This window comes from Pseudomonas sp. CCI3.1 (genome assembly GCF_034313985.1).
In the GTDB taxonomy this organism is placed as follows: Bacteria; Pseudomonadota; Gammaproteobacteria; order Pseudomonadales; family Pseudomonadaceae; genus Aquipseudomonas; species Aquipseudomonas psychrophila.
Genome location: NZ_JAVIWO010000001.1, coordinates 1,860,265 through 1,875,044, shown reverse-complemented (window position 1 = coordinate 1,875,044; position 14,780 = coordinate 1,860,265). Strand labels below are relative to the sequence as shown.

The window sequence follows — 14,780 nt, the reverse complement described above, 5'->3', positions numbered from 1 at the left end:
CGATTAGTGGCGAGGTTTGGGTTTTGAGTGTTTTGCGCGTAGCGGGTCGAGCAGATCTGACAGGCCGTTGTGATCGATCTCTTGCATCAGGGCCAGCAAGCCGCCCAGTTCGCCATGGGGGAAGCCCTGGCGGGCAAACCAGTTCAGGTATTGGCCGGGCAGGTCTGCGATGATTCGGCCCTTGTATTTGCCGAAAGGCATCTCGCGAGTGATCAGGAGTTCAAGTTTTTCGGGGTTCATGCAGCGGCCTTCAGGTGCGTAATGCTATGGGGGGAAAATACAGGCAATTTGCATGAAGGCCAATTGACAGATCATGCATATAAACCGGATACAGATTTCCCTTGTTTTGATAACTTATTGATATTTATAGGTTTTTTTTAATTCAAAAACTGGCACGAGCCCTGCAATCTCTATTGCACGATCCTCAACCTTGTAAGGAATTGAACAATGACTGACCTCAATAAAGAAGCCATTAGCGTCCTGAACGATTTGATCGAAACCAGCAAAGACGGTCAGGAAGGGTTTAAAACCTGCGCCGAAGATATCAAACACCCTGAACTCAAAGCGCTGTTTGCCAAGCGCTCGGCTGAATGTGCCGCTGCTGCGGCCGAGTTGCAGGCTCAGGTACGCGCCTTGGGTGGCGATCCTGAAACCAGCACCAGCGTGTCCGGTGACTTGCATCGCCGCTGGGTAGACGTTAAATCCGTGTTTACAGGCAAGGATGAAGAAGCGGTGCTCAACGAAGCTGAGCGCGGCGAAGACCATGCTCTGAAAGCCTACAAGGAAGCGCTGGAAAAAATCAGCAAGCACAACCTGGTAGGTATCCGTGATCTGGTAGAGCGTCAGTTGCATGGCGTGCAACGCAACCACGATCAGGTCAAGGCTTTGCGCAACGAGGCACGTGCCCGGGCTTAATTAGCCCAGGGCGGGTAGATCGACTTTAGATCTACAGTGAGAGCGGGCTTGCTCGCGATAGCAGTAACCCGGTATGTGACCTGTACCGAGTGAACTGCATCGCCAGCAAGCCCGCTTTTGCATGCATGCGTTTAACCGATGCTGATCGCCGGGAGTACTGGCAAGGTCACGGTTTGTTGCTTGCGCGGCGCGATGATCTCGGCTTCGCCATCAACGACGATTTCATCGCGCTGATTGAATACTCGGGTGGCAATGCGCACGCGAAATTTTGGCAGCTTTTCCAGAATTTCCAGACGCACGGTGAGGGTGTCACCGATTTTTACCGGTTTCTGAAAGCTCATTTGCTGGCCGACATAAATGGTGCCCGGCCCTGGGAGTTCACAGGCCACGGCAGCACTGATCAAAGCGCCGCTGAACATGCCATGGGCAATGCGCTCTTTAAACATGGTAGCGGCCGCGAATTCAGGATCGAGGTGCACGGGGTTGTGGTCGCCGGACATGGCCGCAAAAAGCTGAATATCGCGCTCTCCGACGGTTTTGCTGTAGCTGGCAGTCTGGCCGACTTCGAGGGCTTCGTACGGGGTGTTGGTAACCTGGGTCATCTAGCGCATGTCCTGTGACAAGTGTTCGGTTTTAAGATATTGATTTTAAAATACTTTTTTACAAAAAAGGTGTTACTCATTCGCTGCGCTGGGGGCGGGCGTGGCTCAATGCCTGATTGAGCCAATCGATCACATCCGCCATCACTTCGTCGCGATTTGTTTCGTTGAAAAGTTCGTGTCGCGCTTGCGGATACAAATTCAGTTGCAACTGACGATTTCCGGCCGTTCTCAAAGCCTTGGCCAGATCAGTGAGACGCTTGCCTTCACTTACCGGATCACATGCACCGCCCATTATCAGCAAAGGCAGGCCCGGATCGATCTGAGCGAGATTGGACGCTTTGCTGATTTGCTGCAACCCGCCAAGCAGATCGATCCACAGCTGGTTGGTGCAACGAAAGCCGCATAAAGGGTCGCTGGCATAGGCATCGACTTGCGCCGGGTCACGACTGAGCCAGTCATATGGCGTGCGATTGGGCTTGAAGGCTTTATTGAACGAGCCGAAAGACAGCCACTCGATCAGCGCACTCCGGCCCTTGGGGCCCTGGCGTAAACGCTCGAGGCGGGCGATCAGGCTGGCGGCACGATAAAGCGCTATCGGCTGGAAATTTGAGGCACTGAGAATGGCACCTTGCAGACTGGCACCGTGATGCATCATGTAGGCCTGGGCGATATAACTACCCATGCTGTGGCCGAGCAGGAAAATCGGCACCCCTGGATGAGTCTGGCCGATGTGCTGAGCAAGGCTGGCGACATCGCTGACGACTGCGCACCAGCCATCGTTGTCGGCGAAATACCCCAGAGTCCCATGTTCGGCCGTTTTGCCATGACCGCGCTGGTCGTGGGCATACAGTCCAAAGCCGGCATCACACAGGGTTTTGCCCAGGTGGGCATAGCGGCCACTGTGTTCAGCCATGCCATGAGCCAGCAGGACTATGGCCTTGGGCGTGCCTGCAGGCAGCCACTGGTTAACGAAAAGACCACTGCGGTCATTCGCGCCAAGCCAAAAAGTCTCAGGGATCATGGCGTTTCCTTTATTTGTTGTCGTAGCAGTGTATAGCGCATTTGCACTGCAGCCACTTATCAAGGCGTCGTGTTGTAATAAGATTCAAGATGTAAATGGCGAAGATCGCTGTATTTGCCTACAACTTGATAACTGATACCGTCCGCAGGTTCCGCTTTTCATCAAGTGAAAATTGCGGCCAGACACGCTCAGGTACGAGGATAAAAATAATGCAACCTGATTTCTGGAATGACAAACGTCCAACCGGTGTTCCGCTGGATATCGACATGACGACCTACAAGTCGGTCGTTGACGTGTTTGAGCGCTCCTGCAAAAAATTCGCGGATCGCCCTGCCTTCAGCAATTTGGGTGTGACCATCAGCTACGCCGAGCTTGAGCGCTACAGTGCCGCCTTTGCCGGTTATCTGCAGGAACACACCGATCTCAAGCCCGGTGATCGTATCGCCGTACAAATGCCCAATACCCTGCAGTACCCGATTGCGGTCTTTGGTGCCATGCGGGCTGGGCTGGTGGTGGTCAACACCAACCCGCTCTACACCTCGCGCGAGATGCACCATCAGTTCAAGAGCGCGGGCATTCGTGCGCTGGTGTACTTGAACATGTTCGGCAAGCGCGTTCAGGAAGTACTGCAAGAGATCGAGATCGACTACCTGATCGAAGCCAAAATGGGCGACATGATGCCCGCCGTAAAAGGCTGGATCACAAACCTGGTGGTCGACAAGGTTAAAAAGCTGGTGCCGGCTTATCAGTTACCTCAGGCGATCCCTTTTAAAAGTGTTTTGCGCCGTGGTGCTGGCCAGGTTATCCGGCCACTGACCGTAACGCTGGATGACACCGCAGTGCTGCAATACACCGGCGGTACAACCGGTCTGCCCAAGGGGGCAATGCTGACCCATGGCAATCTGATCGCCAATATGCAGCAATTGCGTGCCTGCCTCTCCCAGCATGATGCTGACGGGCAGCCGATGCTCAAGGACGGTCGCGAGATCATGATTGGCCCGCTGCCGCTCTACCATATCTATGCATTCACCGTTAACTGCATGGGCATGATGGTCACCGGCAACCACAACGTCCTGATCACCAATCCGCGTGACATAAAAGGTTTTATCAAGGAACTCAAGAACTGGAAATTCACCGGTTTTCTGGGTCTCAACACCTTGTTTGTCGCGCTCATGGATCACCCTGATTTCAAGACGGTGGATTTCTCCGCGCTTAAAATCACCAACTCGGGCGGTACGGCGCTGGTCAAGGCCACCGCTGAACGTTGGGAAAAACTCACTGGGTGCCGCATTGTCGAAGGTTACGGCCTGACTGAAACCTCGCCCGTGGCCAGTGCCAACCCCTGCGGGTCACTGGCAAGGCTGGGGACGGTGGGGATGCCGGTTCCCGGTACAGCCATGAAAGTAATCAGCGACGAAGGTGTCGACTTGGGCCTGGGCGAGAGAGGCGAACTCTGCGTCAAAGGTCCGCAAGTGATGAAAGGCTACTGGCAAAACCCAGAAGCCACAGCCGAAGTACTGGATGCCGAGGGCTGGTTCAAGACCGGTGATATTGCGGTGATTGATCCGGATGGCTTTGTCCGTATTGTCGATCGCAAAAAAGACCTGATCATCGTCTCCGGTTTCAACGTGTACCCCAACGAAATTGAAGACATCGTGATGGCCCATCCAAAAGTGGCCAATTGCGCGGTCATTGGCGTACCGGACGAGCGCACCGGGGAGGCGGTCAAACTGTTTGTTGTTCCTCGCGCTGGCGGGGTGACCGTTGAAGAGCTCAAGGCCTACTGCAAGGACAACTTCACCGGTTACAAGGTGCCCAAGCAAATCGTTTTGCGCGATTCTTTGCCCATGACACCGGTGGGCAAAATCCTGCGTCGCGAGTTACGTGATATCGCCTGATTCGTTCAGCCTGGCGACAGACGCCCGCTTGCCTTGAGGGAGTGGGCGTTTTTTTCATCCGTGAAAATGACCTGTCGTTACTGAAGGTGTCAGATGAGTGATCCAAAAGGCCCGGTATAGAGGGGTTTTGTCAGTAATAGAGTTTTTGCACTAATGATGACTTAGGATTGTCCTACAGTCAGGTTGGTGACTCTCAACCCTGTTTTTGGCTCTAGGCGGCCTTTGGCAAAGCTGCTACTCTCGGCGCGCTTTGTGACTTCTAGGTAACTAAAAGCCAGAACTGTCCATTATAAAAATCAAACAAATAAGAACCGCACCCGATGCGGTGAAGAATTCGCGACGCTGAGGAGTGGGCTTCCATGATTGAAGGCTTTTGGAAGGATAAGTACCCAACTGGGATTGCTGCTGAAATCAATCCAGATGAATACCCAAATATTCAGACGGTACTGCGGGAGTCTTGCCAGCGTTTCGCTGATAAACCGGCGTTCAGTAACCTCGGCAAAACCATCACTTACGGTGAGCTATACGAGCAGTCCGGCGCATTTGCTGCCTGGTTGCAGCAGCACACCGACCTGCAACCCGGCGATCGCATCGCCGTGCAATTGCCCAACCTGTTGCAGTACCCGATCGCTGTGTTCGGAGCCATCCGCGCCGGCTTGATCGTGGTCAACACCAACCCGCTGTACACCGCGCGGGAAATGGAACACCAGTTCAAGGATTCCGGTGCCAAAGCGCTGGTATGCCTGGCAAACATGGCGCATCTGGCCGAAAAGGTCGTTCCACAGACCTCGGTCAAATATGTGATCGTCACCGAAGTGGCTGACATGCTGTCACCCTTCAAGCGTGTGCTGATCAATGCGGTCATCAAGTATGTGAAAAAGATGGTGCCGGCCTATTACTTGCCTCAGGCCATCAAGTTCAATGACGTACTGAGCAAAGGGCGGGGCCAGCCGGTCAAGGAAGCAAGCCCGGTGAACAGTGAAGTTGCCGTGTTGCAATACACGGGTGGCACCACCGGTGTGGCCAAGGGCGCGATGCTCAGCCATCGCAACTTGATCGCCAACATGTTGCAGTGCAAGGCGTTGATGGCTTCCAACCTCAATGAGGGCAGTGAAATCCTGATTACGCCATTGCCGCTGTATCACATCTATGCCTTTACCTTTCACTGCATGGCAATGATGTTGCTTGGCAACCACAACGTGCTGATCAGCAACCCCCGTGACTTGCCGGCGATGGTTAAAGAGCTTTCCAAGTGGAAGTTCACCGGGTTTGTCGGTCTTAACACCCTGTTTGTAGCGTTGTGCAATAACGAGGCGTTCCGCAAGCTGGACTTTTCAGCGCTCAAGATGACGTTGTCGGGCGGCATGGCCTTGCAACTGTCGGTAGCCGAACGCTGGAAAACCGTGACGGGCAGCCCGATCTGCGAAGGTTATGGCATGACTGAAACCAGCCCAGTGGCTTCGGTGAACCCGATCCAGAACATCCAGATTGGCACTATCGGCATTCCGATGCCTTCGACCCTGTGCAAAGTGATCAACGATGCCGGTGAAGAACTGCCGCTGGGCGAAATTGGCGAGCTGTGCATCAAGGGCCCGCAGGTCATGAAAGGTTATTGGCTGCGCCCTGACGCGACCGCCGAGATCATGGACAGCGACGGTTGGTTGAAGTCCGGTGATATCGCGATCATTCAGCCTGATGGTTACATGCGTATTGTCGATCGTAAGAAGGACATGATCCTTGTATCGGGGTTCAATGTTTACCCGAACGAACTGGAAGACGTGATGGCTTCATTGCCTGGCGTACTGCAGTCAGCAGCAATCGGCATACCGGATGAAAAAACCGGGGAATTGATCAAGGTGTTTATCGTGGTCAAGCCGGGCATGACCCTGACCAAGGATCAGGTCATGGCGCACATGCGCGCCAATCTGACGGCTTACAAGGCACCGAAATTCGTCGAGTTCCGCGACAGCTTGCCGACTACCAACGTCGGCAAAATTCTGCGTCGTGAGCTGCGTGACGAAGAACTGAAAAAGCTGGGCCTTAAAAAGTAACTCGCCCGGATACGAAAAAGCCCCGCAATGCGGGGCTTTTTCGTTTTGAAACGGCGAAGATCTGTTGTAGCAGCTGGCGAAGGAACGAGGCTGCGTTCGGCGTGATGCGGCACCCCGGCACAGCCGTCGTAAAACCATTCGATGTAGTGTGCCAGATACACCGCGCTCGCCTGATTTACGACCGCTTCGCGCTCGAACGCAGCCTCGTTCCTTCGGCAGCTGCTACAGGACGGCCACAGGTTGTGGCCTTTGGGTTTATTTCTGCAAGAACTGCGAGAAGTTAACACCAGTACCTGTCGGACGAACGTCCTGCAAGTAGGAGTCCTTGTCTGCGCTCAGCTCAAGGCTCATGGTCGGCGTACGCTTGTGCGTCGCGCGAACAACCATGCCTTCGCGTTTTTCACGCAGGAAAGCAGTGGTAACCTTCAGGTGCAGCAGTTCGTCGGTGCTTGGGGTGTGCAGCAGCAGGTGCACCCATTCGTATTGACCGATGGCCAGGCGGGCCAGCGGAATATCGAACCACCAGATGTTCTTGTTGGTGTTCAGTGCGGCGAAATGGCAGTTGTTGACGCCGAGTACCGCGCCGCCGAGTTCCTGGTTTCTGCGGGCAATAGCCAGCTTTTTATCGAGTTTCATAAACTTCCTACAATTGCGGATCTTCAGCGCCATAGCCTGAATACGTCGCGTATTCTCGGGGGTTAGCGGGCAAACATAAAGCCCAACCTGCTCTGATCGACGAAATGATCGGCAGAAATAAATGAAACTCGCTACGGGGCAGGCAGGTCAACACTTGCAGTGGTCCTTTCACGGGTTTGGCAATCCAGTGCTTTTAACGTCGCCAATTGGACTACTTTTAGGTACAACCCTTCGCTTGGAGGCGTGTGATCTCAATAACTCAGCGGCGAAAGGAGACGCTATGTTTTTTCCAGGCTTGAACGGCCTGCCTTTGGGCAAAGTCTTGATCCGTACGGTCAAGGAGTTTATCGACGATGAGATGTCGACTTATGCCTCGGCGTTGGCCTATCAAATGCTGTTTTCATTATTCCCCTTCATTCTGTTTCTGATTGCCCTGATCGGCTTTTTGCATCTTCCCGACTTCTTTTCGTGGCTGCGCCTGCAGTCCGAGCTGGTACTGCCACCGCAAGCGCTGGAGCAGGTCAATCCGGTGATCGATCAGTTACAGCAATCCAAGGGCGGATTACTGTCAGTGGGTATCGTGATTGCCTTATGGACGGCTTCTGCAGGCGTAAGGCTGATGATGAGTGCAATGAACGCCGCATATGACGTGGTCGAAGGTCGTCCCATCTGGAAGCGTTTTCCGCTGTCGATTTTTTACACCATCGGCATTGCCGGGATGCTGCTGGTTGCCGCGGCATTGATGGTGCTAGGGCCGCAGGTGATGAGCTGGCTGGCGGGGCAGGTAGGCCTTGAAGACTTTGTGGTGACTCTGTGGACCATCCTGCGCTGGCCGGTGGTTATCCTGTTGATGATGGTGGCCGTGGCGTTGATGTATTACGTCATGCCGGATGTGGAGCAGAAGTTTCGCTTTATCACGCCGGGCTCGGTGCTGGCGGTGGTGGTCTGGATCATTGCGTCCTTGGGGTTTGCCTTTTATGTCAAAACCTTCGCGGACTACAACGCCATGTATGGCAGTATCGGCGCAATCATCGTCCTGTTGCTGTACTTCTACATTTCGTCCGCAGTGCTGTTGCTGGGTGCTGAAATGAATGCTGTGATTGAACACATGTCGGCTGAAGGCAAGAATCCGGGTGAGAAGACATTCGATGAATCTGACGACCCTGATCCCAAGCAACATGTCTCCGGCCTTGGGCGTGACCACTCCCTTAAACCCACTTCTGATGAATACTGACCATGATTCGTGAAATCTTGAAAATGGGCGATGAGCGTCTATTACGTGTAGCCCAGCCAGTCCCGGATGAAATGTTTGATACTCCAGAACTCTGGCAATTGATCGACGACATGCTGCAGACCATGGAGCACGCTGGTGGCGTGGGTCTTGCGGCTCCGCAAATCGGGGTTGACCTGCAATTGATCATCTTCGGTTTCGAGCACAGCGAACGTTACCCGGATGCCGAGGCCGTGCCTCAGACCATCTTGATCAACCCGCTGATCACACCTTTGAGCCCGGCGCTTGAGGAGGATTGGGAGGGTTGCCTGTCAGTACCAGGTCTGCGCGGGGTCGTTGAGCGTTTTCACAAGATCCGTTACGAGGGCTTCACCCCCAAAGGTGAGCCGATCGTACGGGTGGCTGAAGGTTTTCATGCGCGGGTAGTCCAGCATGAGTGCGATCACCTGATAGGTCGGCTGTATCCGTCTCGGATCAAGGACTTCAGCAAGTTCGGTTTTATCGAGGTACTGTTTCCTGATCTGGAGCCGGGTACGAAGGAGTAGTTACCCCCATCGCTATCATCGCCTTGTTGCGTTGATAGCGAACCAGCCGCTCGTGCAGGGCGTGGGGCAATTCCACGTCCAGGCAGAACCCCAGTTTTTCATAGAATCCTTGCAGTTCGGGATCGCAGAACAACCAGACTGGCCCCTCACAGCTGCTCACAGCATGCCTGACCAGTTCACCTGCCACGCCTTTCCCGCGCAGTGCCGGTGCGACAAACAATCCAGTCAGCCAGTGGCCGTGAGCCAGTGGTCGCAGGCACAGCCCCGCAATGATGTCTTCTTGGCGGGCGACCCACAGCTGTGCGTCCTTGACCGCTTTCATCGACGATTGATGGGCACGGTAAAACTTGTTCATTAACGGCCATAAAGGCGCTTCAAGTGGGGCATAAACTAGGGCAGTCATAAGTCGAGGCTTAAGGAGAGGTCGCGCAGTATAAACAATCAACAGGTTGGATTTGCGCGGTAATCGAAGAAACTTTTAAAGGTTTATTCGAAATTAAAACACGAGACCGCTCATTCTTTTTTGAATAACAGCGTTTAAATAAAAGTTTGCAGCGGATCAGTGTTATACCTGAGTTCACATCCCTGAACACTGGAGCGCACAACATGGCTAAAGGCATGGATTCAAAGAAAGCGGCGAAGAAAAAGCCCGCCAAAACAGCCGATGAAAAACGCGCTGATAAAAAATCCAAGAAATCCGATACAGGATTGTTTGGGCATTAAGCCATTTGCCGGGGGCTCGGTGTTTGAGCCCCTGCCAGTTTTAATCGCGCATCCTCCATTCGGTGATTTTCTAAAGCTTGAGCGTTCCGTCGCAGGTTGATGGCCATATGCTTGCACGTATCATTTGGCTAGCTATGCTCCATCGTGACGGGGCCTGAGCGGTAAATGCTTAAACCCTCGAAGTGCGTACAGCTCTAACGTTAAAAGTTAAAAGTCGGGTGATTTGCCGTGCCTTCAAACTTTTGAATTATCAATAGACAGCACCTCCAGGGATTGAGCCATGTTTAATTTGCATAGCAAAGCCGACCTGCTTGAGAACAAACGTCTAAACGGCTCGTTAAATGAAACATTAGCCAAAGTGCAAGCAATCAGTCGGTCCATGGCAATCATTGAATTTGCTCCTGATGGCACCATTCTGGAGGCCAACGAGAACTTCTGCAGGGTAATGGGTTATTCCGCTGACGAAATCCGCGGTAAGCACCACCGACTTTTTTGCGAAAACGCTTACGCACGATCCAGCGACTACAGTCACTTCTGGAGCGATCTGGCGCACGGCGACCCCTTGAATGGCACCTTTTCACGTCTCGACAAGGCAGGGCGCGAGGTGTGGCTGGAAGCCAGTTACATGCCCATTGTCGATGCAGACATGCACGTCACCCGTGTGATCAAGGTGGCTTCTGACATCACCGCTCGAATCAACAAAGAACACGAAAATCAGAGCATCGTGAATGCGTTGAGCCGCTCGATGGCCGTGATCGAGTTTTCTCCTGATGGTCGGGTGATGAATGCCAATCAGAATTTTCTCGACACCATGCATTATTCGTTGAGTGAAATCGTCGGCCAGCACCACGGCATGTTCTGTCGCAGAAGTGAGGCAGAGTCTGCCGGGTATAAAGCTTTTTGGGCTTCGCTTAATCGTGGCGAATACCACTCCAGGCGATTTGAACGGGTCGATAAATACGGTCATACGGTTTACCTCGAGGCGTCCTACAACCCGATTTTTGACGCCAAGGGCCGTTTATACAAAGTGGTGAAGTTCGCCAGTGATATCACCGCTCAAGTCACGAACCTGCAAACCGCCGCGGAATCAGCCCACAGCACATCTGTGCAAAACGACGCCTGTGCGCAGAAAGGTTCGCAGGTGGTTCAGCAGACGGTGCAAATCATTGAAGCTATCTCCAAAGACCTCAATGAAGCTGCACAAAGTATTGATGCGGTGAGCAGGCAGTCAGACAACATAGGCAAGATTGTGCAGACCATTCGCGGGATTGCCGATCAAACCAATTTGTTGGCGCTCAATGCCGCGATAGAGGCGGCGAGGGCAGGCGAGCATGGACGCGGATTTGCCGTGGTGGCGGATGAAGTCAGAACCCTGGCGGCTCGCACGAGTGCGGCCACTCTGGAAATTGTTGAAGTGGTGCGCAGAAACCACGACCTCTCGCTGAGTGCGGTGACCAGCATGCAGTCGAGCCTGAGTCGAACCGGCTTGGGCGTTGAACTGGCGAATGAGGCAGGGGAGGCGATTCTGGAAATCCAGCAAGGCTCCAGGCATGTGGTCGATGCCATCAGCCAGTTCAACTCAACGTTGCAACTGCATTAAAGGCCGCAACACATTCTCGACTGGGTGAGCAAAACCCGGTAGCAGTTGACGAGTCGTGCGAGGCTACGTCCGAGTGCGTAGCGCTCGTAAAACCATTCAGTCGGGGTATTTCAGTGACATTGCGTACACCGGGTTTACGACTGCTGCGCAGCCGGACGCAGCCTCGTTCCTTCGGCAGCTGCTACGGGCTTTAGCTGCTCTCACGCACCATCAGTTCAAATCCCATGTCCTGCACTGGATTAGCGACTTTATTGCCGGCCATCAGTGTGAGCATCTGCTCGGCCGCACGACGGCCGATGGCTTCTCGGGGGGTGCGAATACTGCTTAAGCGCGGCACCATAAATTCCGAGGACGGAAGGTCGTTAAAACCTAATATGGCGATCTGCTCCGGGATTTTAATGCCGGTGCGTGCGGCTTCCAGCAGTGCGCCCTGGGCAAGGTCATCGTTGCCGAAAAAGATCGCATCTACCTGCGGATGGCTGGCCAGCAACTGCAGGAACAGTTCGCCACCAAGGCCAACAGAGGACGGGCGCGGCGTCAGCAGTTCAAGCTCCGGATTGTACAAGCCGGCTTCCTGCAAAGCGCGGCGATAGCCCTCGCCACGCAGCAGCGTGCGCTGATCGAGTTGAGCGCCTATATAGGCCAGACGCTTGCGACCACGGGAGATCAAATGGCGGGCAGCGGTTTCACCGGCTTTTAACTGGGAGAAACCGACGCAGTTCAGGCCCTCGGCGGCATCCAGCTCCATCATGTACACGCAGGGTACATTGCTGCTTTCAATCATCCGGCGTGAGCTTTCGGAGCGGTCAAAGCCGGTCAGCAAAAGACCTCGTGGCTGGTAGGACATGTAGTTGCGCAGCAGGTTCTCTTCTTCATCGCGCGAGTAGTGAAAGTTACCGATCAGCACCTCAAACCCCCGGGGACGCAATACGTCATGGATGGCTTCGAGGGTGTCGATGAACAACAGATTGGACAATGAAGGGACCAGTACCACAACGGAGTGACTCTGTGCCGAAGCCAGTGCCCGAGCAGCCGGGTTAACCACGTAGTTCAGCTCGTCTGCTGCGATTCGCACCTTTTCGGCAAGGTCCGTCGCGACGCTGCTGATACCGCGCAAGGCACGGGAGGCCGTGATAGGGCTGACCCCTGCAAGGCGGGCAACTTCGTTAAGGGTGGGGCGACCCGTGGTTCGGGTGTTTTTATCGTTTTTAGAGGTGGTCATCGGGGCGGCTTGCCAAACAAAAAACAAGTCACTAAGGTAGCGCTGTCCTGACGTGCCCGCAATTGCCTGATTGTGTGTAAATCAGTTACCCCAGCTTTGTATGTCGAGAGCGTCACCGCGTCTCCCCATAAAAATGAGAAATAGACGTCGGTAGCCTAGGCTTTGTGCTTTGCTTTCAAGTATTGAACGCATGAACAAAGACAGCGCTGTCTACGGACTGAGGTGTTTCATGAGTCAACCTATCACTGCTCTGGTCATCATGGGCGTTGCCGGCTGCGGCAAGTCCAGCGTTAGCCAGGCACTGTGCCAGCTCAATGGCGCGACCCCGATTGAAGGCGATGCGTTTCACCCTGCGGCCAACATTGACAAAATGAGTGCCGGTATTCCCCTGACCGATGAAGACCGTGCCGGCTGGTTAGACAGCCTGTGCGATGAATTGCGTCGTGCGGTTGCCAGCGGCCAGCGTCCGGTCTTGACCTGCTCGGCGCTAAAGCTGCGCTATCGCGAACGCTTGCGTGGTGCGGTCGACGGTTTGGGTTTTGTGTTTCTGGAGCTGACCCCCGAGGTTGCCGCAGCGCGAGTGGCCGATCGTCCGGGGCATTTCATGCCCAAGACCCTGATCGACAGTCAGTTCGCTGCGCTTGAGTCACCCACCAATGAGTCATTGGTGCTGACCCTGAATGCAGCCGAGATGAACATTAAGCAATTAGCGAGCGCTGCCCAGGATTGGTGGTGCGAGCAGACGGTAATGGCAACCTCATGATGTTGTTTCAATCAGATAGCGCTACCTGCCTCGGCTGTAGCGGCACACACGTACTTGATAAGAACAAAAAGGCAGGAGACGCCCCATGCTAGGCATGTCCCACAATACGTTTCTGCTGCTCGATGCAGTGGTCACCATCATCGGGCTGATCGTACTGATCACCCGATTCAAGCTGCACCCATTCATTGCTCTGATCATCGCCTCCGCGTTTCTGGGCTTGACCGCCGGCATGCCTGCCAACCTGATCATCAAATCGTTCCAGGACGGCTTTGGTGGTGTGTTGGGCTTTGTCGGGATCATCCTGGCACTGGGCACCATGCTTGGCAAAATGATGGCTGACTCCGGTGGTGCTGACCAAATTGCCCGTACCTTGATCCGTGCCTTCGGCAAGGAAAAAGTGCAGTGGGCGATGATGTTTGCCGCTTTCCTGGTCGGTATTCCGCTGTTCTTCGAAATCGGCTTTGTACTGCTGATTCCTTTGGTGTTCATCGTTGCGCGTCGTACCGGCGTGTCGATCATCAAAATCGGTATTCCATTGCTCGCAGGTTTGTCGGCGGTACACGGCCTGGTGCCACCGCACCCGGGCCCCCTGCTGGCCATCGGGGTATTTGGTGCCGATATCGGTAAGACTATTTTGTACGGTCTGATCGTTGCACTGCCTACCGCGATCATTGCCGGTCCGATTTATGGCACGTTTATCTCTAAGTACATCCCGGGTCACGCATCCCAGGAGCTGATGGACCAGCTGGCGAGCGAGCCGGAATCCAGCACGCTGCCGAGCTTCTCCATCACCCTGATCACTGTGCTGCTGCCGGTGTTCCTGATGTTGCTCAAGACGTTTGCTGACGTCGCGCTGCCTGATGGCAACTTCTTCCGTGTCTGGATGGACATGATCGGCCACCCGATCAGCGCTCTGTTGTTGGCATTGCTGCTGGCGCTCTACACCTTTGGCGCGCGCCAGGGGATCGACTCCAAGCGCATTCTCAAACTGCTCGACGCGAGCCTGGCCCCTACCGCAGCGATCATTCTGATCATTGGTGCGGGCGGCGGTTTCAAGCAAATGCTGGTAGCGAGCGGTGTGGGTGATGTGATCGGCCATATGGCGGTGAACGCACAAATTTCGCCAATCCTGCTGGCCTGGCTGGTGGCCGCGGTGATTCGTATCGCAACAGGTTCTGCGACTGTGGCGACGATTACCGGGGCGGGGATTGTGTTGCCGGTGGTAGACATGATTCCAGGTGTAAACCGCGAACTGCTGGTCCTGGCGACAGGGGCTGGCTCGTTGATTCTGTCTCACGTCAACGATGCAGGTTTCTGGCTGGTGAAGCAGTACTTCAACATGACCGTGGCTGAAACGTTCAAGACCTGGACCGCGATGGAAACCATTCTGTCGATTGTAGGTTTGATCTTTATTCTGCTGCTGTCGCTGGTGGTTTAAGCCATCAACATTTTGTAGTCGCAGCCTGCGGCAGCGGCTACAGGAAAACTGCCAATGTGGGAGCGAGCCTGCTCGCGAAGGTCTTTCGCGAGCAGGCTCGCTCCCACATAGAGCATCTACAGGTTTGGTTTGCGC

14 protein-coding genes and 1 pseudogene are annotated in these 14,780 nt (G+C 54.4%); 9 read left to right on the top strand and 6 right to left on the bottom strand.

The genetic code is table 11. The annotated features are described in order from the left end of the window. Positions 1-3 precede the first annotated feature (3 nt). On the bottom strand, positions 4-240 hold the full coding sequence (locus tag RGV06_RS08615; RefSeq protein WP_019829144.1) for a DUF3820 family protein: 237 nt from the start codon (positions 238-240) through the stop codon (positions 4-6). A gap of 207 nt (positions 241-447) precedes the next feature. Here RGV06_RS08615 and RGV06_RS08610 point away from each other — a divergent pair, with 207 nt between their 5' ends. Then, complete coding sequence (locus RGV06_RS08610) at positions 448-915, top strand: PA2169 family four-helix-bundle protein (RefSeq protein ID WP_019829145.1); 468 nt, start codon at positions 448-450, stop codon at positions 913-915. 131 nt (positions 916-1,046) lie between these two features. Here the strand turns inward: RGV06_RS08610 and RGV06_RS08605 are convergent, their stop codons facing one another. Together RGV06_RS08605 and RGV06_RS08600 are read right to left on the bottom strand one after the other, a co-directional pair. Further along, entirely contained in the window at positions 1,047-1,517 is a 471-nt protein-coding gene (locus tag RGV06_RS08605; protein ID WP_019829146.1) for a MaoC family dehydratase, read from the bottom strand. Positions 1,518-1,593: 76 nt separating this feature from the next. Further along, the gene (locus tag RGV06_RS08600) at positions 1,594-2,538 is read right to left on the bottom strand and encodes an alpha/beta hydrolase (protein ID WP_046808858.1); all 945 of its coding nucleotides are present in this window, start codon (positions 2,536-2,538) and stop codon (positions 1,594-1,596) included. 209 nt (positions 2,539-2,747) lie between these two features. On the opposite strand from RGV06_RS08600, the gene fadD2 reads away from it, so the two are divergent. Continuing rightward, complete coding sequence (gene fadD2 / locus RGV06_RS08595) at positions 2,748-4,436, top strand: long-chain-fatty-acid--CoA ligase FadD2 (RefSeq protein ID WP_019829148.1); 1,689 nt, start codon at positions 2,748-2,750, stop codon at positions 4,434-4,436. 359 nt (positions 4,437-4,795) lie between these two features. Next, positions 4,796-6,487 carry a long-chain-fatty-acid--CoA ligase FadD1 gene (fadD1, locus tag RGV06_RS08590; protein ID WP_046808857.1) on the top strand — a complete coding sequence of 564 codons (1,692 nt, stop codon included), beginning with the start codon at positions 4,796-4,798 and terminating at the stop codon, positions 6,485-6,487. A 255-nt stretch (positions 6,488-6,742) separates the two neighbouring features. Here fadD1 and RGV06_RS08585 read toward each other — a convergent pair whose 3' ends face one another. Next, entirely contained in the window at positions 6,743-7,123 is a 381-nt protein-coding gene (locus RGV06_RS08585; protein ID WP_322149814.1) for a hypothetical protein, read from the bottom strand. 280 nt (positions 7,124-7,403) lie between these two features. Between RGV06_RS08585 and RGV06_RS08580 the strand changes: the two genes are divergently transcribed. Together RGV06_RS08580 and def are read left to right on the top strand one after the other, a co-directional pair. Then, positions 7,404-8,357, top strand: a complete 954-nt coding sequence (locus tag RGV06_RS08580) for a YihY/virulence factor BrkB family protein (protein ID WP_019829151.1) — start codon at positions 7,404-7,406, stop codon at positions 8,355-8,357. 2 nt (positions 8,358-8,359) lie between these two features. Further along, positions 8,360-8,899, top strand: coding sequence for a peptide deformylase (gene def, locus RGV06_RS08575; protein WP_198820990.1), 540 nt, complete (start codon positions 8,360-8,362; stop codon positions 8,897-8,899). On the opposite strand, the gene RGV06_RS08570 is transcribed toward def, so the two are convergent. Continuing rightward, positions 8,853-9,302: a GNAT family N-acetyltransferase gene (locus RGV06_RS08570; RefSeq protein ID WP_082113352.1), complete on the bottom strand. Its 450-nt coding sequence runs from the start codon at positions 9,300-9,302 to the stop codon at positions 8,853-8,855. The two genes, def and RGV06_RS08570, sit on opposite strands and share 47 nt — an antisense overlap. Positions 9,303-9,902: 600 nt before the next feature. Here RGV06_RS08570 and RGV06_RS25765 point away from each other — a divergent pair. Beyond that, a pseudogene (locus RGV06_RS25765) lies at positions 9,903-10,673 on the top strand (PAS domain-containing protein); the annotation flags it as partial. Beyond that, complete coding sequence (locus RGV06_RS25760; protein WP_401014846.1) at positions 10,650-11,222, top strand: methyl-accepting chemotaxis protein; 573 nt, start codon at positions 10,650-10,652, stop codon at positions 11,220-11,222. The pseudogene RGV06_RS25765 and the gene RGV06_RS25760, both read left to right, overlap by 24 nt. A gap of 190 nt (positions 11,223-11,412) precedes the next feature. On the opposite strand, the gene RGV06_RS08560 is transcribed toward RGV06_RS25760, so the two are convergent. After that, positions 11,413-12,444 carry a LacI family DNA-binding transcriptional regulator gene (locus RGV06_RS08560; RefSeq protein WP_322149813.1) on the bottom strand — a complete coding sequence of 344 codons (1,032 nt, stop codon included), beginning with the start codon at positions 12,442-12,444 and terminating at the stop codon, positions 11,413-11,415. A 229-nt stretch (positions 12,445-12,673) separates the two neighbouring features. Between RGV06_RS08560 and RGV06_RS08555 the strand changes: the two genes are divergently transcribed. Both RGV06_RS08555 and RGV06_RS08550 read left to right on the top strand, forming a co-directional pair. Further along, positions 12,674-13,207, top strand: coding sequence for a gluconokinase (locus tag RGV06_RS08555; protein WP_019829157.1), 534 nt, complete (start codon positions 12,674-12,676; stop codon positions 13,205-13,207). A gap of 85 nt (positions 13,208-13,292) precedes the next feature. Next, complete coding sequence (locus RGV06_RS08550) at positions 13,293-14,645, top strand: GntP family permease (RefSeq protein WP_019829158.1); 1,353 nt, start codon at positions 13,293-13,295, stop codon at positions 14,643-14,645. Positions 14,646-14,780: the final 135 nt, after the last annotated feature.